We start from the raw sequence: 18,565 nt of genomic DNA on the forward strand, positions 1-18,565 counted from the left end.
GATGGTATGGGCATCAAGGTAGGCATTATCGGGTGCGGGTCCATTACAAAAATGCGCCATGCACCGGAATATTCAGCAAATCCATATGTTGATGAAATCGTTTTTTACGACCGAAACCTCGATCGTTCAGAGGCGATGGCGAAGCTTTTCGGCGGCACTGTCGTTCAAACTGTCGAGGACTTGTTTTCAGACCCTGACATTGTGGCAATCAGCGATTGCTCATCGAATGAACATCACCATTTATTCTCTACCCAGGCGTTGTTGAGCGGAAAGCACGTGCTGTGTGAAAAACCGATTTCATTGACGGTGGAATACGCCAGAGAAATTCTGGCCGCTCAGAAAAAATCCGGCAAGAAACTGATGGTGGACCATAACCAGCGATTTACACGTGCGCATCAGAAAGCAAGAGAAATCATTGCGAGCGGCGAACTCGGAAAGGTCCTGACGTTCCGTACGGCATTCGGACATTCCGGTCCTGAAGCCTGGGGCATCAACAAGACCAAATCAACCTGGTTTTTCAAGAAAGAGCGATCCGGCTTTGGCGTCGGCGGCGATCTAGGCATTCACAAAATCGATTTGCTGCATTACTTGCTGGATGATGAAATTGTTCAAGTAAGTGCCTTTCAGGGAGCGCTGCATAAAGTAGACGAGAACGGGGAACCGATTGAAGTATGCGACAACCTGGTTTGCAGCTTGGCAACTGAAAAAGGCCGTCTCGGAAACGCCGCTTTCTCCTGGACGTATTACGGAGAAGAAGATAACAGCACCATTGTCTATTGTGAGAAAGGCATCATGAAAATTTATCATAATGAGGAGTACCAACTTGAACTCATCATGCAGTCCGGCGAGAAGGTAAACTATCAGCTGGAAGCCATCCAAACGAACGAGAACCAGACACCTAGTGGCGTTATCGATGCGTTTGTCGATTCCATCCGTTTGGATCAAGAGCCGATTGTTACGGGCGAGGATGCGCTCAAGTCGCTGAAAGTCATTCTGGCAATCATGGAAGCTGCTGAAACAAAGCAGGTGGTCAGCATCGAAAAAGAGTCTCTCCTTTACAAATGAAGCCAGTTCAACGACTAAACTGTCGCAAAAAAAGCGGACAAAACTGAAGAGTGGTTTCTTGAACATGCGTCCGGTGTAATACCAGGTGCATGTTTTTTATTTTTTTGATAAATTCTATGTGTATTAAAACTGAATTTGAAGCGAGATGTGTCATTATTCTTAAAAATTATTCGGTCTTCTTCATATCTTCGTGTGTATTGCTTCCTAATCTGCCGCTACTTTAGTAAAATTCTAATGTAAGAATGATTATTAGTCATAGAGGAGATCCAGTATGGATCACCAAATCTCGACTAGTATTATTTTCATTATAAATGAGGGGGATTTAAGCAATGGATAACAATGAGCAAAAACGCCACACAGCTGCATCAGATGCACAGTGTCCAATAACGGGCGCTGGCGGGCAGCCGAGCAGCCAAACAGGCGGCCATAAGGACAGTGCAATCACCACTTCGAACAAACCAGGAAAAACACAAAATAAAGACTGGTGGCCGAACATGCTGAACGTCAACATTCTTCATCAGCATGATAAAAAATCGAATCCTTTAGGTGAAGAATTTGATTACCAAGCAGAATTTGAAAAATTGGATTACGATGCATTAAAGCAGGATCTTCGCGAGTTGATGACAAACAGCCAAGACTGGTGGCCGGCTGACTATGGCCATTACGGCGGTTTATTTATTCGTATGTCATGGCACGCCGCAGGTACTTACCGTGCAACAGATGGCCGCGGAGGCGGGGCTACCGGAAACCAGCGTTTTGCACCGCTTAACAGCTGGCCGGATAACGTAAACTTGGACAAAGCACGCCGCTTGCTATGGCCAATCAAGAAAAAGTACGGAAACAAAATTTCTTGGGCTGATTTACTCTTGTTAACGGGCAACGTGGCACTTGAATCAATGGGCTTCAAAACTTTCGGATTCGGCGCAGGCCGTGAAGATATTTGGGCACCGGAAGAAGACGTTTATTGGGGCAATGAAAAAGAGTGGTTATCGGATAACCGTTATTCAGGAGACCGTGAATTGGAAGAACCGCTTGCTGCAGTTGTAATGGGCTTGATCTATGTAGATCCGCAAGGACCAAATGGCAAACCAGATCCTCTTGCAAGTGCTTTCGATATTCGTGAGACATTTGGCCGTATGGGAATGAATGATGAAGAGACAGTTGCGTTGATCGCAGGTGGACATACATTCGGTAAAGCTCACGGAGCTGGAGATGCCTCTCACGTAGGCGACGATCCGGAAGCAGCTGTAATGGAGAACCTGGGAATGGGCTGGAAGAGCACATACGGTTCAGGAAAAGGCCGCGATACGATTTCAAGCGGCATCGAAGGCGCTTGGACTGCCAACCCGATACAATGGGATAATGGCTATTACGAGCAATTGTTTGGCTATGAGTGGGAATTGACAAAATCTCCTGCAGGCGCTTATCAATGGACAGCAAAAGATCTGTCAGAAGAACAAATGGCACCTGATGCGGAAGATTCGTCCATCAAAGTGAAAACAATGATGACAACGGCAGACATGGCACTTCGCATGGATCCAGCATACGAAAAGATTTCACGCCGTTACTATGAAAATATGGAAGAGTTCCAAGATGCCTTTGCTCGCGCATGGTTCAAACTTCTTCACCGCGACATGGGACCAAAAGAGCGTTATTTGGGACCAGAAGTTCCAGCAGAAGATTTGATCTGGCAAGATCCAGTACCGGCAGCACCGGGTACATTAAAAGACAAGGAATTGGATGAGCTGAAAGTGAAGATCCTTGAAAGCGGAATAAACCCGCAGCTATTGGTCAAAACAGCTTGGGCTTCTGCCAGCACATACCGTGATTCAGACAAGCGCGGCGGTGCAAATGGAGCACGCATCCGTTTTGCTCCTCAACGCGAGTGGGAAGTAAACGAGCCGGAAGAATTGGAAAAAGTTCTTTACTTCTACGAGCACTTGAAAGCAGGCACTGACAACAAAATCAGCATTGCTGACTTGATCGTGTTGGGAGGAAATGTTGCAATTGAACAAGCTATAAAAGCAGCTGGATTTGATATTGCGGTACCATTCACTCAAGGCCGTGGGGATGCACTTGAAGTGCAAACCGATGCAGAAAGCTTTGAAGTGTTGGAGCCGATTTCAGACGGTTTCAGAAACTACCAGAAGAAAGAATATGCGACAAGCCCGGAAGAAATGCTGCTGGATAAAGCGAACTTGCTTGGCTTAACAGCGCCGGAAATGACTGTACTAGTCGGCGGCATGCGTGCATTCGGCGCAAACCATGAAGGAGCTACAGAAGGAATCTTCACGGACAAAGTCGGTGTGCTGACGAATGATTTCTTCGTCAATTTATTGGATATGAACATCGAATGGACGCCGGTCGAGTTCAACAAATACGAAGGCAAAGACCGTGCGACAGGCGAAGTCGTTCGTACAGCAACACGTTTTGACTTAGTATTCGGCTCGAATGCGATCCTTCGTGCAATCGTCGAAGTATATGCACAAGATGACAACAAAGAGAAATTCGTTCGTGATTTCATCAAAGCATGGAACAAAGTGATGAATGCCGATCGTTTTAATTTAGTAAATTAATAAGAAAAATCCTGGTCAGCTTATTATGCTGACCAGGATTTTTCTATGGCATGAAGTTGGATGATCTCACTGTAGCCTATAAGCCGAATCTCTTGAGAGAGAAGATGGAAATATCAAATTCGCTCTCTCCTGTTACAGCCATTTGGCTCAACACTTCTCCCATCACACTTCCGAACTTAAAGCCGTGTCCAGAAAAGCCGCAGGCAAAAATGACCTGACTGTTTTCTGGATGAAAATCGATGATAAAATCATTGTCACTTGAAAGTGTATATAAGCAAGTTTTCCCCTGCTTCAATGAGCCGTTAGCACGTGGCATATAGAGTTCGAGGCCTTGTCTCAAGTCCCCTTCATCCGTATCGTATAAGCCGAAATTCTGCGTCAGCAGGCCAGGTTCAATGGCATGTCCACCGTCTGATCTGCCGATTTTTATCCCTGAACCGTCAATGCTCGGAAACCCGTAATATTTCTTGCCGCTGTCTTCCGCATAGAAGGACGGGAAGTTGGCAGCGTCGTAAAGTTCGGAAGGTGACTCAAACCAACCGACCGCTTTACGGGTCGGCTGAATAGGCAGGTTTAAATCAGGCAACAGCTTTGCTGCCCAGGCACCTGCAGTGACGATTATTTTCTTGGCGTAAAATGTCGTATGCTCAGTTGAGATTTTTATCCCTTTCTCGTTGTTGGAATCAATGTGCTGCACAGGTGTGTTTGTTACAAGATGTGCGCCATGCTCAACCGCTTTTTCTTTATATGCCCGGATAGCATTTTCGCTGTAGATGATTCCCGATTCCTTTTCAAAACAGCCGACAAAGTGCTCCGGCACAGAAAATCCGGGCCATCTTTCGTTGATTTCATTGCCGCTCATTATCTCTAACGGAAGGTCATGCTTTTCAGCAGCAACTATCGTTTCTTGTAGAAAAGGAGATTCTTTTGGGCCAAAGCCGACAATACCGGTTTTTTCGAAAATTTTGTAGCCGGTTTGCTGTTGCAGCTCTTCCCACAGTTGCTGGGCGCGCTTCACTAACGTAACGTATTGCCTGCCTTCGCCATAGGCATGGCGGATCAAGCGGGTGTCCCCGTGGTGGCTGCCGCTGCTATGCGGGGGATCGAAGGCATCAATCAATACCGTCTTTATCTCTTGTTGAGCCAGAAAAGCGCCGGCAGCCATTCCCATTGTTCCGGCACCAATTATTGCGACATCATAAACAGCATTTTTTGTCATTTTTTTCGCTCCGATCCTCGTTTACATAAAGCCGATCTTAATGGCCCAGTTAAAATACTAATGAATTATTAATTGATGGTATGGAAGATTTGCAAGATTGTCAATCGTTCATGAAGCGTGATGCATATTAGGACAGTTGCGCAAATGAATTTTGAAGGCATTCTGTTTGAAATCCTTAAATTTCAACCAAAATTAATTGTGTAATTCTGATTTTATAAAAAAATGTGTTTGACAGGAGAGGCAATGTCAAATACTATCGTTAATATGAAAAAAATTAAATAACTTATCAAGAGAGACTGAGGGACAGGCCCTGTGAAGTCCAGCAACCATCATTTTTATGAGAGGTGCTAATTCCTGCAGAGTGTTTTATTCTGAGAGATAAGAATTCGACTAAAACCTCTTTCCCATCGAAAGAGGATTTTTTTATATCTAAAGGGAAATTATGTTATCACTTAAATCGGAATTTGAAAGAAAGGGGATTCGCCATCATCTGAATAAAATTGAACTGAAGTTCTGTAGATTGATTTGCATAGCAGTTGAAACAGCGCAGGACTTTTCTTTTGTTTATTCAGCAAGAAAGACCATCCGTCATTGCTTTATACATAAATGGACTTGCGACTCTCTATCTAAAAAGGAGCTTGAAAATGAAAAGAAAAAATTATTTAGTGGGATCATGGGTTTTATCATTAGGGGTAATTGCAGCATTAAGCGGCTGTTCATCAGAAGAAGCAACAGGTGCTGCAGGTGACCAGGTAGTAATGGTCGGAACACAGAATGATTACCCGCCTTTTGCCTATGCAGATGACACTAATGAATTGACAGGATACGACGTCGAAGTTGTAAAAGCAATCGATGAAAAATTAGAGGGCTACACATTCGAATTTGTTGCCGTTCCTTGGGACAGCATGTTTCTGGCACTGGAGTCCAACAAGATCCAAGCAATAGCAGATCAAGTGGCGAAAACACCGGAGCGCCAGGAAAAGTATTTGTTTACTGATGAATCTTATTTTGCAGCTGAAACGGTGATTGCTGTGAAAACCGGCAGAGAAGACATACAGACCGTGGAAGATTTAGAAGGGAAGACAGTCGGTGCTTTGGCGGGAGATTCTTATACCTTGTTGCTGGAGGAATATAACGAAACAGCAGACACGCCGATTGAATTGAAATACAGCGAAAGCGGCAATCCGTCAGAGATTTTGCAGGACGTACAAAATGGCCGTGTCGATGCTTACGTAAATGATCCGATTATGATGAATGCGGTGCTGGAAAAAAATGATTTAGGCGTCGAAATTGTGGGACAGCCTTTGGTCAATGATGATATGGGCATTGTATTGAAAAATGGAGATAAGGGCGAAGAGCTGAAAGCATTAATCGACCCTATATTGGAAGAGCTTAAGCAAGACGGTACTTTAGGTGAACTGTCGATCAAATGGACTGGCGGAGACTATATCCCCGAATAGGTTTGTGGAAGGAAAGAAAAAATGGAAAATCTACTGGACATTAATTTTTTAATAGAAAGCTTTCCTGCTATTATCTCACGGCTTCCCATTACCATTGGGATAGCTGTAGGCTCATTGATCTTGAGTTTAGTGATCGGGGTTTTCACAGCATTGATCAAAATATACAAGGTTCCGGTATTAAGTATGGTTTCATCTCTCTACATTTCGTTTGTCAGAGGAACTCCTTTACTGGTTCAAATCTACCTCGTATTTTATGGCATCCCTAAGATCATTTATTATCTGCAGATTGAATACGGCTGGCTGTTATCAGCAGACGTCAACAGCATCCCGCCGGAAGTATATGCCTTGCTGGCATTTTCCATCAATTTGGGTGCATATCTGTCAGAGACAATCCGGTCTGCCATCGAATCGGTTGATCGTGGACAATTCGAAGCTGCAAAAGCGATCGGGATGAAGCCAACGCAAATGATGCTCCAAATTATTTTCCCGCAGGCTTTGGCAGTAGCTATACCGAACCTTGGGAATATGTTCATCAGTACAATTAAAGACACGTCTCTTGTTTTCATTATTGGCGTTGTGGATATTATGGGACAAGCCAAAATTCTTGGCTCCCGCGGCTTGGCATTCTTTGAAGTGTATATTGCGGTATCCATTGTCTACTGGATACTGTGCATTGTAGTAGAAAGATTGCTGGTCACAATTGAGAAGCGGGCGCGCAGATATGAAAGAGGGATTGCTTCATGATCAAACTGGAAAATATTCATAAATATTATGATAAGCAACATGTGCTGAAAGGCATTAGCCTCAATGTCAACAAAGGCGAGGTGGTTTCTATTCTGGGACCAAGCGGCTCCGGCAAATCAACCCTTTTGCGCTGCATCAATTTTCTCGAACAGCCGACCAGTGGAATCGTTGAAATCGGCGGCAAAAGAGTAGACGTTGAATCAGCCAGCAAGTCGGATATTTTTGCTTTGAGAACTTCGACCGGGATGGTTTTTCAACAATATAACCTGTTTAAGAATTTAACCGTGCTGCAAAATGTAATGATCGGTTTGACCAGCGTCAAGCAACTGAAAAAGGACGAAGCCAAAAAGAAAAGCCTGGAAATTCTTGAGCGGGTGGGATTATCGAATCGGTTAAGCCATTATCCGGCTCAATTATCGGGCGGGCAGCAGCAACGGGTCGGAATCGCTCGGGCACTGGCTCTCAACCCGGAAGTTTTGCTGTTCGATGAACCGACTTCATCTCTAGATCCTGAGCTGGTAGATGAAGTTTTAGCGACAATCAGAAGTGTAGCAGATACGGGGAAAACGATGTTTATTGTGACCCATGAGCTTAATTTTGCGCGTGAAATCTCTGACCGCGTCATTTTCATGGAAGACGGGGTTGTTATCGAAGAGGGAACGGCTGAGCAGCTTTTCAATCACCCTAAAGTGGAAAGAACAAAGCAATTTTTAAGCAAAGCGACCCGAAACAGTTAATAGATGATGAGATGAGCTTGGATTTGGAAAGGATGTTTTGGAATGAACCCGATTGAAGAGATTTTGAACCGTTTTCCTATCGTCATTCTTGACGGGGCAATGGCTACAGAACTTGAGAGTTACGGCTGCGATTTGAATGATCGTCTATGGTCTGCAAAAATTCTGATGGAAAATCCGGAATTGATCAAAAAAGTGCATCTGGATTACTTCCAGGCAGGCGCCGATTGTGCAATCACTGCGAGCTACCAGGCGACGATCGAAGGGTATAAAGAAAGAGGGCTTACAGAAGAGGAAGCCGTTGAGTTGATCGGGAAATCTGTTCAACTGGCAGCAGAGGCGCGTGATGAATTTTGGGCACAGTTGGACGATAAATCGCACAGACCGAAACCATTGGTTGCCGCCTCTGTCGGGCCATATGGCGCTTTTCTTTCGGATGGCTCTGAATATCGCGGAGATTACTCGTTAAGTGAAGATGACCTCATTGCCTTTCATAAAGAGCGGATCGGGGTTCTGGTCAGAGCAGGTGCAGACATTCTGGCGTGTGAAACCATTCCATGCCTTAAAGAAGCGAAAGCAATCGTCAAGGTGTTAGAAGAATTTCCAGAAGTCTATGCCTGGTTCAGTTTCAGCGCGAAGGATGAGCACCAAATAAGCGACGGAGAAAAAATCTCGAACTGTGCGGAGTGGCTGGATGAACAACCGCAAGCAGCAGCAATCGGCGTCAATTGTTCAGCACCTCATATTATCGAATCATTGATTAAAGAAGTAAAAAGCCGAACGGCCAAACCAATCATTGTTTATCCGAATTCAGGCGAAGAATACGATCCGACAAGCAAGACATGGGGAGAAGGGTCTTCAGCGAATCAGTTCACCTCAAATACACGACGGTGGCACGAAGCAGGTGCCCAGATCATCGGAGGATGCTGCAGAACCACCCCAGAGGACATTACAGCCATCGCAGCATGGGCACGTTGATATAAGAGCATTCAGAGAGATCAGCAGCCTTAGGGAAGGCCTGATCTTTTTTTATTGATGAAGTTTCAATTTTTCCTAATAACCGATAAAATTAACTGCAAAGCTTGTAAAGGGGAATGGCCATGAATGAAATCATCCGAAAGAAATTGTTGGACATAGAAGAAAAATTCCATGTGAAGATTTTGTATGCTGTGGAATCCGGAAGTCGGGCATGGGGATTTCCTTCAAAAGACAGTGATTACGATGTCAGGTTTATTTATATTCAATCACCGGAATGGTACCTCTCGATCGATCCTCAAGGCATTGGGGCAAAGAGGGACGTCATTGAAGAACCCATCAACGATTTGCTGGATATCAGCGGCTGGGAAATCACGAAAGCCCTGCGCCTTTTCAGAAAAAGCAATCCGCCGCTTTTGGAATGGCTGCGAAGCGACATCATTTATTATCAAAAATACTCTTTTGTCGATAAAATACGTTCTTTGGAGTCAGATGTATTTTATCCGAATTCGATGATGTACCATTATTTGAATATGGCAAAAAACAATTACCGCGAGTACCTGCAAGGCCCGGAAGTGAAAATCAAAAAATATTTTTATGTCATTCGGCCAATTCTGGCATGCAATTGGATCGAGAAATACAACACGACACCGCCAATCAGCTTCAATGAATTGTTGGAAGACATCATCCCCAAAGGCGAATTGAAAAATGAAGTGGAACATCTTTTAAAACGGAAACTAAGAGGAGAAGAGTTGGATCTTGAATCCCGTATTGCCATCATCAATGATTTTATAGAAAACGAAATGGAACGGCTTGAGGCATATGTCAAATCGCTTGAAGCCGAAGCGAAGGATCCGACAACACTATTGGATCATTTATTCAGAGAGACCTTGCAGGAAACTTGGACATGATGTGCTGAGCTTAGCCGCAGAAGGAACAAGCGGATTTACATTCAACTGATTTTATTCTATTCCGATTCTCACTTTCGTATAAAGGAGACGATAACGATGAAACAGCTCTACATAAAGCAACGGGTATTCAGTTTAAGCGGCAAATTTACAGTGAAGGATCAGGAGCAGAATGACGTTTATTATGTGGAAGGCAGCTTCATGCAAATTCCCAAGACCTTCTCCATCATGAATATAAAGAGAGATGAAGTTGCGCTCATTACCAAAAAGACCTTCAGTTTCCTGCCGAAGTTTTTTGTTGAAGTCAATGGCCAGGAGCGCTTGACGATCAAAAAGGAATTTTCCATATTCAAGGCACGCTATACGATTGACGGCACCGGCATCGAAATCCGTGGAAACTGGTGGGATATGAATTTTCAACTGTTGCAGCACGGAGAAGTTATCGGCCAGGTGAGCAAAGTTTGGTTCAGCTGGGGCGACAGTTACAAAGTGGAGATTCTGGATGAAGAGATGGAGGCAGTCGTCATTGCCGTTGTTGTGGCAATTGACTGCGTGAAAGCCGATCAGGCGGCAGCTGCTTCTTCTGGGGGCTCTGTGTAGTTTATAGTTGGCTGGCGAAATTGAGTTTCATCTATTAAAAAAATATCCTAAAAAGAAGCAATTCCTTGGCCATTGTATGGCTGCCGGAATTGCTTCTTTTTGATTGATCCATATTTAAAAATCATTTCTCTTTTCTTAAGAAAAACTTTAAACATGTTGCTTATACTTTACTTATCCCTGGAAGAAAGGCTTACTGTCCCAAAAATTAAAAGAAATAATGATTATTAGGAGGAAGAAAAATGAATGATTCAATCATCTTTACCATCAATTCTACTTATATCCTGTTGCCGGCGTTTTTACTTTTTCTCATCTACTTGCTTGTTGCCACCTTTTTAAAAAAGAACTACGCTTTAGGCCAATTTACGCTCATGCTGTCTTTCGCCGTTTATTTTTTAACGATGATGCATTTGGTCTTTTTCCCAATTGAAGTAAATCTCGGTGAATATCGAAACCAGACCCCGTGGTACAAATCCACTAACTTTATACCGGTCTTGACGATCGATGTGAAGACCTTTGTGTTGAACATCATCATGCTGATGCCATTTGGCATGTATTTGCCTTTTTTGAGCCGGAAAATCCGGTCTGTTAAACAGGCATCCCGGCTCGGGTTTTATGTTAGCTTATCTTTTGAGCTCACTCAATTAGTTATCCGAATTTTGCTCGGAAGTGGGAGAAGTACCGATATCAATGATTTGATTGCGAATACATTAGGGGCTGTGATAGGGTTTCTACTAATAAGGCAAATATTAAGAATTTCGCAGGCTCAAACTGTTTTTCACAAATTCAGCTTGGAAAAAAGGGCCGGACTGAATCGGTAGGCTAGATGATAAAGAGGAGGAAGCAAGCGTGAGTCAAACTGTTTTAATTGTTGACGATGACCGTGATATTGCAAGGCTGGCAGAGATCTATTTGCGGAATGAAGGGTATGATGTTCTGCAGGCACAGGATGGATTAGAGGCATTGGCAGTCATCGGACAGGCTTCTATAGATTTGATTGTTCTGGATGTGATGATGCCGCGTATGGACGGTTTAGAGTTTTGCCGGCAGGTGCGGGCAACCAGCCAGGTGCCGATTCTCATGCTCAGTGCCAAAGTGCAGGACATGGACAAAATCACCGGACTGATGACAGGTGCGGATGATTATATGACCAAACCGTTTAATCCTCTGGAATTGAATGCTCGTGTAAAAGGATTGCTGCGGCGAGCCAGCTACATTCCACTAGACAAGGAACAAGGGAGCATCCAGATCAATTCCTGGGAAATCGACAAAAAGGGCCACAGGGTCAGTGTACATGGCAAGGAAATCAAATTGACTTCCAGCGAATTTGATATCTTTTATTTATTGGCTAAAAACCAAGGCACCGTTTTTAGTTCAGAAGAAATTTTCAAGCGTCTGTGGCAGGAAGACAGTATGGGATCAAATAAAACAGTTATGGTGCACATAAAGAATCTTCGGGATAAGATGCACGCAGCCAGTCCTGGGGAAGCTCTGATTCAAACTGTTTGGGGAGTAGGCTACAAAATTGAAAAAAGTCATTAAGTTTCTTCCATTATGGAAATTGCTTCTGTATATCGTCCTGGCAGTCTTACTGACGGCCGTAACCGCTCAAGTCCTTATTTTTGCGCTGTATTTTCTGGAAACCCAATCTTCCCGCCTCGAAGATTTTATCGAGCTGAGCAGCTCTTTTGGTTTGATGCCTGTCATCCTATTATGTTTTCTGCCATTCGCTCTATTCTTATACTTTTTTTATCTTTTTGAGCGGCAAAGATATATGGAAAGTCGGATCAAGAACATGATGAAAGAAATGGAAAACATCGCAAAAGGGCAATTTGATCATGAACTGACAATTGAAGATGAAGGTGTGATAGGGGAATTAGCGGGAAAAGTGAATCGGATCATTCTGCAACTAGAAGAAGCGAAAGCCGAGCAAAAAAAGGCCGCTGAGATCAAGAACGATTTGATCACCAATGTCGCCCATGACCTTCGTTCACCCTTAACTTCAATTGTCGGCTATTTGGATTTGATCAACGAAGACCGGTATAAAAGTGAAGTAGAGCTCAGGTATTATATCCAGATCATCCATCAGAAATCTCATAAGTTGAACCAATTGCTGAATGATTTATTCGAGTATACATTAGTACAGAATAAAGAAGCGCTGGTCAATGAAGTGCCGATCAACCTTGAGGAAATGCTAAACCAATTGGCCGTTCAGTTCCAGTTCCAGCTGAAAGAGGCAGGAATGGAGGTGCGTCATCAATTTTCGTTGACTGACGTTCCAGTTGTAATAGGGGAAGGGACCAAGCTGGCCAGAGTATTTGAAAACCTCATTCAAAACGCCATCCGGTATGGCAAAGAAGGGAAGTATATTGACCTCTCGGTAAAAGAATCGGAAAAACACATCGAAATCGAAATCGCTAACTACGGTCAAGCCATTCCAAGCGTTGATTTGCCTTACCTATTTGAACGGTTCTATAGAGTCGAAAAATCACGCTCCCAGTATACGGGCGGTTCAGGATTGGGCCTAGCTATCGTAAAAAGCATTGTGGAATTGCATGGCGGACAAATCGAAGCAGAAAGCTCATTAGGCCGAACCGCTTTTGTGGTAACACTCCCTAAAAAAAGCCTTGAGTAGGAGGGATTTCAATGCATATTTTCAAGGGGAAGAATGGCACGGCTTTAGCCCTATTATAGGGTTGTGCTCCATTCAGTTCCGACTGCATTCTTTTCCCTGATCTCTCCCAAAATAGCAGTAAAAACAATAAATAAGGCTGTCCTTTCGTCATGCTTTCTGGCGAATGGACGGTCTTTTTCTGTAAAACAACAGCCTTGTCACGACGAGCCCGACAAAGTTGACTTTCCTTGTTGTTGAATGCGCTTCCATTAGAAGCTTAAGATAAAGAGACATCAGAGAGATATGAAGCAAAACAGAAGAGGCCTCCTTCAGGCAGTGAAGCTGGTTTGCGGAATAGCGACATTGAAAATCTTATATATAGCTTAACAAATTATATTCCAAAGGAGAGGATCACATGAACGAATCAACAATGAAGGTGCGGATACAAAAGTTCGGCAACTTTCTGAGCTCCATGGTTTTACCGAATATCGGTGCATTTATTGCATGGGGATTGATTACAGCACTATTCATCCCAACTGGATTTATCCCGAATGAAAATCTTGCATCGCTAGTGGGGCCAATGGTTACCTATATGCTGCCGCTTCTGATCGGTTACACAGGAGGCCGGCTGATTTACGACCAGCGGGGTGGAGTCGTCGGAACCATCGCGACAATGGGTGTCATTATCGGGGCTCCCGATACCCCAATGTTCTTGGGTGCCATGATTATGGGACCGCTCGGAGCTTACGTCATCAAGAAATTTGATCAACTGATCGAAGGGAAAGTGCGGACCGGTTTTGAAATGCTGGTCAATAACTTTTCTGCTGGTATTTTAGGTGGAGCATTAGCAATTTTTGCGTTTTTGGGTATCGGACCAGCTGTCAGCGGGTTTACATCGGTTCTGGTTTCAGGCGTAGACTGGTTATTGGCTGCTGGATTATTGCCATTGACCAGCATTTTGATTGAACCTGCTAAGATTCTCTTCTTGAACAACGCCATCAATCACGGCGTACTGACGCCAATCGGTTTGGAGCAGGTACAGCAAGCAGGCAAATCGATCCTGTTCCTGCTGGAAGCAAATCCAGGACCAGGGCTTGGTGTGCTGCTAGGCTTTATGCTGTTTGGAAAAGGCATTGCGAAGCAATCAGCTCCAGGCGCAGCGATCATTCACTTCCTCGGAGGAATTCATGAAATTTATTTCCCTTATGTCCTGATGAAGCCGATGTTATTGCTGGCTGTCATTTTCGGGGGGATGAGCGGGGTCTTTACGCTTGTCTTAATGGGTGGCGGACTGGTTGCTCCTGCATCACCGGGAAGCATCTTGGCAATTGCTGCTGTTACACCGCCTGAAGGAATGGCTTACGTGGCCAACTTTGCTGCAGTCTTTGTGGCAACGGCCGTGTCATTCGTCATTTCAGCAGTGGTATTAAAATCAAGTAAACAAACGGATGAAGATATGGAAGAAGCAACGAAGAAAATGGAACAAATGAAAGGGAAAAAGAGTTCTATTTCCCGGGAAATAACATCACCAGCAGGAACTGCAAGCGGCGTATTCCCGGCGAATGTTCAAAAAATCGTTTTTGCCTGCGATGCGGGTATGGGCTCAAGTGCAATGGGTGCTTCTCTTCTCCGGAAGAAAGTTAAGGAAGCAGGACTGGATGTTACGGTAACAAATACCGCAATCAGTACGATTCCATCCGATTCCCAAATCGTTATCACACAGGAAAAATTAACGCCGCGTGCCGAAAACAAAGTGCCGGATGCTTACCATATTTCGGTTGATAACTTCTTATCAAGTCCGGAATACGATAAGTTGATTGGCCGTTTGCAAAATGGGGTGACGGGTGAACAACATGAGCTTGTCGAAGAAAGCGAAGCAGTCGTCCCTCAAGCTCCCCATGCAGAAGACGACCAGATGCTGCTGGAGGAAAACGTCTTTATCGGACAAAAATTCCGCACAAAAGAAGAGGCAATCCGATTTGCAGGACAGGCATTGGTCAAAGGCGGATATGTCGAAGAGTCTTATGTGGATGAAATGATAAAACGGGAAGAAATTACCACCACCTACATGGGCAATAATGTCGCAATCCCACACGGAACGGAAAAAGCGAAAAAATCGGTTCTGAAATCGGGCTTTACTGTTGTTCAGGTGCCGAATGGAGTAGACTTTAATGGAGAAAGTGCAAAAATGATCTTTGGTATTGCCGGCAAGGATGGCACACATTTGGACATCCTTTCAGGAATCGCCATGATATGCTCTGAACAGGACAATGTAGACCAGCTGATCAATGCAAAATCTGCTAAGGAATTAGTGGCCATACTTAACAGCAATTAAATAAGCAGCAACAGAAAGGCGGGGATTCCTGCCTTTTTGTTCTATTTACATTTCCTTGTCCTAATGAAGGCATTAAAAGTGAAATGGGTGAAATGAATGTTTATCACGTTTAGAGAAAAGTCCATTATCGAGTTAATCGTCAGAACTTCCGGAAAGCATACCGTTCACTCGTTGTCTTCTTATCTGGATGTCAGTGCCCGGACCATCCAACGGGATTTGAAATCAGTGGGAAAGATGCTCAAGCAGTTCGAATTGACAGTTGAGCGTACAGCAAATGAAGGGCTTTTTATTGCGGGGAAAAACGAGCAAGTTTATCGATTGATACAGAATTTGACCACTGTCACGCCAGCAGATGAAACGCCGGAAGAAAGAAAGTTAAAGCTGCTGGTTATTTTATTGCACGATGGTCCTTTTTTTAAAAAGCAGGTGCTTGCGGGTCAATTGGGAATCAGCACTGCAACTTTGACAACTTATTTAGATGATTTGACCGAGTGGCTGCGAAAATATTCAATTGATTTGTCCAGAACAAGAGGTGTCGGCGTAGAAGTGGATGGCGGGGAAGCCAATAAACGGTATGCGCTGGGCAGTTATATTCTGGCTTATTTCTATGAAGAGATAATCGAGAGTTTGTATTTTCTCCAACAGGGAAAAAATCAAGAAGAGGCAATTCTTGGCTATTTTTCACCGCAGTACCTGGCAATGATTGATCAATTGATCGATCAAAAAATAAACAAAGAACAAACCAGATTGGCAGATAGTGATTATATCGGATTGGTCGTCTACAGTTGCCTGACCCTGCAGCGTACAGAAGCGGGATTTCTATTGGAAGAATCTTATGCGGCCAGTGCTACTGGCAGCGAATACCGGTTGATGGAGAATATTTGCAGCGAGTTGCAGGAGCAGCTTTCGGTTCAGCTGACTTCGGCAGACGTGCATTTTTTATCGGTGATTCTGAAAGCTTCGAAAGTGCAGACGGCTGACTTGGTTTATTATGACAGTGTGCTGCTGGGACGTTTGATCAAAAACCTGATCCGTGACGTTTCTGCGCAACTGCATGTAGACCTGAGCGGTGATTTTTCACTTTATCAGGGACTGCTTGCGCACATGGGTCCTTCCATTTTCCGTTTGCATCAAAAACTCGAATCTTTTAATCCGTTGACGGATGAAATCAAACGGAAATACCCGGTGTTGTTCATGGCGGTAAAACAGGGATTGGAAAATGAGTTCAAGGAGCTGGACTTTTCAGCGGATGAGACGGCTTTTATTGTATTGCATTTTGGCTCAGCTTTGCTGATGAACGAAGAAAAGGTGCAAATCGATGCGGTTGTCATTTGCCCGACCGGTATCGGAACTTCCAAGATGCTGGCGAGCCGAATTCAAAAAGAGCTGCCTGAAATCAATTCAGTAGAAATTCTATCGATCAATGAATTTCAAGCAGCGCATTTTCAAGACTACGATCTGGTCATTTCAACGATCAGGCTCCCCGTCACAGAAGTCGATTACATTATGGTGAGTCCGCTGCTCAGCGACAGAGATATCGGATATATCGAAAGCTATCTGCAAAATAACGTTGAGAAAATCATCAGCAAAAAGCAATACTTGAATCCTGAAAATCCCCGCGAAGCTGCAGCTGCAGCCGATCGGCCCAATATACAAAACGTACTGCGGGAAATAAAAGAAGTGCAGGGCAGTATGGACGCAATTTTGACTCACTTCAAGGTAATCAACAAGCACCTTGCCACGGATCATTGGGAAGTTTTGCAGGAAGTGATTGAACAGGCGAATAGAGATGGGCTTGTTTCGGATGTGGCTGCCGCTTTGCATGAACTGAAAGAGCGTGAGAAGAAAGGCGGGTTGGGAATTCCCGATACCAATATGGCTCTCTTCCATTGCCGGGACGAGTCTGTTCAAGAGCTGCTGTTCCAGGTAATTCATGTGGATAGCCCTCTTATGGTGAAAGGCATGGATGGCAAAAGGATGCAGATGAAAAATCTGCTGCTGATGCTGGCGCCGGTTACACTGACTGCCAGGGAGCAGGAAATTCTCAGTTTGATCAGCACCAGCTTGATTGAAAGTGATGTATCCATGATGATTTTTTCGTCTTCCAACGAGAAAGTGATCCGGCAGAAATTAGAAGATATTTTCTTTGACTATCTACAAAATAATTTGATAAAGGAATGATGATCAGTGAAACAAACCATTCATTTTGGAGCAGGAAACATTGGCAGAGGGTTTATCGGAGCTTTATTTTCCGAATCGGGTTACCACGTAAAATTTGTGGACGTTGCAGAACAGGTCATCAATAAACTGAATGAAGAGAAAACCTATCAAGTGAAATTAGCTCAGCCAGAAGAAGAAACCATTACAATTGAAAACGTTTCAGGCATCAATAATAGGACGCATGAAAATGAGGTCATCGACGCCATTCAACAGGCGACTTATTTAACCACGGCAATCGGCCCGAATATTTTGCCGAGAATCGCGCCGCTAATTGCCCGAGGCCTGGCTAAACGGGTAACTGCCACAGACGAAAAGCTGTATGTTATCGCTTGTGAAAATCAGATTGGAGCGACCGATATTCTGAAGCAGCATATACTGGATAACCTTGACGAAAATACAAAAAGCCAGCTGGAAGGAAAAATTTATTTCTTTAATTCAGCGGTCGACCGCATTGTTCCCATCCAAGATCAAAGTTCGCTTGATGTACTGGTTGAGCCATACTTTGAGTGGGTTGTGGAGACGACAGAAGACATCCCGCCGGTGACCGGCATGAAAATGGTCGAAGACTTGGCACCTTTCATTGAGCGCAAATTGTTCACAGTGAACACGGGGCATGCAGTCATCGCCTATTTGGGGTATCTGGCAGGAAAATCGACGATCGATGAAACTTTGGGTGATGAAGAGATTGTTGACCAGGTCAGAGAGACGCTGAAGGAGACCGGCGCTTATTTGGTCAAAGAATATGGACTCGACGAAGAAGAGCATCTGACGTATATCAATAAGAACATTGAGCGTTTCAAAAATGCTTATCTGAATGACGGTGTTACAAGAGTGGGACGTGCCCCTATCCGCAAATTGGGCCCCGAAGACCGATTGATCCGTCCAGCAACCCAGGCGCAAAAAGCAGGATTGCCTTACACCAACCTCGCTAAGGCAATTGCAGCGGCGCTATCGTTCGATTTCCCAGAAGACGAAGAAGCGATGGAAATCCAGGAGATGATTCGAAAAGGCGGTCCTGCAGCTGTTCTGAAGACAGTCAGCAATCTGCCTGAAGACAGTGATATTACAGTCGAAGTGATTCGCCAGTATGAGGCTTTGCAAAGCCAGAAAAGCTGATT

Annotated in this window: 15 protein-coding genes and 1 riboswitch; of the genes, 14 read left to right on the forward strand and 1 reads right to left on the reverse strand. The window is 44.3% G+C overall.

Annotated elements, in window-relative coordinates; genetic code table 11:
- Positions 1–6: 6 nt before the first annotated feature.
- Both FQV26_RS00315 and katG read left to right on the forward strand, forming a co-directional pair.
- Entirely contained in the window at positions 7–1,065 is a 1,059-nt protein-coding gene (locus tag FQV26_RS00315) for a Gfo/Idh/MocA family protein (protein ID WP_146555388.1), read from the forward strand.
- Between the two features lie 329 nt (positions 1,066–1,394).
- Positions 1,395–3,641 (forward strand): catalase/peroxidase HPI, encoded by a 2,247-nt coding sequence (katG, locus tag FQV26_RS00320; protein ID WP_146555389.1) that lies wholly within the window; start codon positions 1,395–1,397, stop codon positions 3,639–3,641.
- A 76-nt stretch (positions 3,642–3,717) separates the two neighbouring features.
- On the opposite strand, the gene solA is transcribed toward katG, so the two are convergent.
- On the reverse strand, positions 3,718–4,860 hold the full coding sequence (gene solA / locus FQV26_RS00325; protein WP_146555390.1) for an N-methyl-L-tryptophan oxidase: 1,143 nt from the start codon (positions 4,858–4,860) through the stop codon (positions 3,718–3,720).
- A 280-nt stretch (positions 4,861–5,140) separates the two neighbouring features.
- Positions 5,141–5,245: riboswitch (SAM riboswitch) on the forward strand.
- Between the two features lie 259 nt (positions 5,246–5,504).
- Here solA and FQV26_RS00330 point away from each other — a divergent pair.
- The 12 genes from FQV26_RS00330 to FQV26_RS00385 all read left to right on the forward strand — a co-directional run bounded on the left by FQV26_RS00330 (position 5,505) and on the right by FQV26_RS00385 (position 18,563).
- Complete coding sequence (locus FQV26_RS00330) at positions 5,505–6,320, forward strand: transporter substrate-binding domain-containing protein (protein ID WP_146555391.1); 816 nt, start codon at positions 5,505–5,507, stop codon at positions 6,318–6,320.
- 21 nt (positions 6,321–6,341) lie between these two features.
- Positions 6,342–7,064: an amino acid ABC transporter permease gene (locus FQV26_RS00335; protein WP_146555392.1), complete on the forward strand. Its 723-nt coding sequence runs from the start codon at positions 6,342–6,344 to the stop codon at positions 7,062–7,064.
- Entirely contained in the window at positions 7,061–7,801 is a 741-nt protein-coding gene (locus tag FQV26_RS00340; RefSeq protein ID WP_146555393.1) for an amino acid ABC transporter ATP-binding protein, read from the forward strand. Before FQV26_RS00335 ends, FQV26_RS00340 begins: the two co-directional genes overlap by 4 nt.
- Before the next feature lie 42 nt (positions 7,802–7,843).
- Positions 7,844–8,776 carry a homocysteine S-methyltransferase gene (mmuM, locus tag FQV26_RS00345; RefSeq protein ID WP_146555394.1) on the forward strand — a complete coding sequence of 311 codons (933 nt, stop codon included), beginning with the start codon at positions 7,844–7,846 and terminating at the stop codon, positions 8,774–8,776.
- Between the two features lie 122 nt (positions 8,777–8,898).
- Positions 8,899–9,684 carry a nucleotidyltransferase domain-containing protein gene (locus tag FQV26_RS00350; protein ID WP_146555395.1) on the forward strand — a complete coding sequence of 262 codons (786 nt, stop codon included), beginning with the start codon at positions 8,899–8,901 and terminating at the stop codon, positions 9,682–9,684.
- Positions 9,685–9,780: 96 nt separating this feature from the next.
- On the forward strand, positions 9,781–10,281 hold the full coding sequence (locus tag FQV26_RS00355) for an LURP-one-related/scramblase family protein (protein ID WP_146555396.1): 501 nt from the start codon (positions 9,781–9,783) through the stop codon (positions 10,279–10,281).
- Between the two features lie 239 nt (positions 10,282–10,520).
- Complete coding sequence (locus FQV26_RS00360) at positions 10,521–11,099, forward strand: VanZ family protein (protein ID WP_146555397.1); 579 nt, start codon at positions 10,521–10,523, stop codon at positions 11,097–11,099.
- A gap of 28 nt (positions 11,100–11,127) precedes the next feature.
- Complete coding sequence (locus FQV26_RS00365) at positions 11,128–11,820, forward strand: response regulator transcription factor (RefSeq protein ID WP_146555398.1); 693 nt, start codon at positions 11,128–11,130, stop codon at positions 11,818–11,820.
- Positions 11,804–12,913 (forward strand): sensor histidine kinase, encoded by a 1,110-nt coding sequence (locus FQV26_RS00370; protein ID WP_146555399.1) that lies wholly within the window; start codon positions 11,804–11,806, stop codon positions 12,911–12,913. The genes FQV26_RS00365 and FQV26_RS00370 overlap by 17 nt, the downstream gene beginning before the upstream one ends.
- A 394-nt stretch (positions 12,914–13,307) precedes the next feature.
- Positions 13,308–15,227: a PTS mannitol transporter subunit IICBA gene (locus tag FQV26_RS00375; protein WP_146555400.1), complete on the forward strand. Its 1,920-nt coding sequence runs from the start codon at positions 13,308–13,310 to the stop codon at positions 15,225–15,227.
- A gap of 96 nt (positions 15,228–15,323) precedes the next feature.
- Positions 15,324–17,408 carry a BglG family transcription antiterminator gene (locus tag FQV26_RS00380; protein ID WP_146555401.1) on the forward strand — a complete coding sequence of 695 codons (2,085 nt, stop codon included), beginning with the start codon at positions 15,324–15,326 and terminating at the stop codon, positions 17,406–17,408.
- A 6-nt stretch (positions 17,409–17,414) separates the two neighbouring features.
- Positions 17,415–18,563, forward strand: coding sequence for a mannitol-1-phosphate 5-dehydrogenase (locus FQV26_RS00385; protein ID WP_146555402.1), 1,149 nt, complete (start codon positions 17,415–17,417; stop codon positions 18,561–18,563).
- Positions 18,564–18,565: the final 2 nt, after the last annotated feature.

Source organism: Planococcus sp. CPCC 101016 (assembly GCF_007859295.1).
Classification (GTDB): domain Bacteria; phylum Bacillota; class Bacilli; order Bacillales_A; family Planococcaceae; genus Planococcus.

What these genes read in the sequence shown, in the direction of transcription:
- mmuM (WP_146555394.1), top strand. Translation starts at nt 7,844, where the DNA reads ATGAACCCGATTGAAGAGATTTTGAACCGTTTTCCTATCGTCATTCTT.
- FQV26_RS00380 (WP_146555401.1), top strand. Translation starts at nt 15,324, where the DNA reads ATGTTTATCACGTTTAGAGAAAAGTCCATTATCGAGTTAATCGTCAGA.
- FQV26_RS00315 (WP_146555388.1), top strand. Translation starts at nt 7, where the DNA reads ATGGGCATCAAGGTAGGCATTATCGGGTGCGGGTCCATTACAAAAATG.
- FQV26_RS00375 (WP_146555400.1), top strand. Translation starts at nt 13,308, where the DNA reads ATGAACGAATCAACAATGAAGGTGCGGATACAAAAGTTCGGCAACTTT.
- FQV26_RS00355 (WP_146555396.1), top strand. Translation starts at nt 9,781, where the DNA reads ATGAAACAGCTCTACATAAAGCAACGGGTATTCAGTTTAAGCGGCAAA.
- solA (WP_146555390.1), bottom strand. Translation starts at nt 4,860, where the DNA reads ATGACAAAAAATGCTGTTTATGATGTCGCAATAATTGGTGCCGGAACA.
- FQV26_RS00360 (WP_146555397.1), top strand. Translation starts at nt 10,521, where the DNA reads ATGAATGATTCAATCATCTTTACCATCAATTCTACTTATATCCTGTTG.
- FQV26_RS00335 (WP_146555392.1), top strand. Translation starts at nt 6,342, where the DNA reads ATGGAAAATCTACTGGACATTAATTTTTTAATAGAAAGCTTTCCTGCT.
- FQV26_RS00330 (WP_146555391.1), top strand. Translation starts at nt 5,505, where the DNA reads ATGAAAAGAAAAAATTATTTAGTGGGATCATGGGTTTTATCATTAGGG.
- FQV26_RS00340 (WP_146555393.1), top strand. Translation starts at nt 7,061, where the DNA reads ATGATCAAACTGGAAAATATTCATAAATATTATGATAAGCAACATGTG.
- katG (WP_146555389.1), top strand. Translation starts at nt 1,395, where the DNA reads ATGGATAACAATGAGCAAAAACGCCACACAGCTGCATCAGATGCACAG.
- FQV26_RS00350 (WP_146555395.1), top strand. Translation starts at nt 8,899, where the DNA reads ATGAATGAAATCATCCGAAAGAAATTGTTGGACATAGAAGAAAAATTC.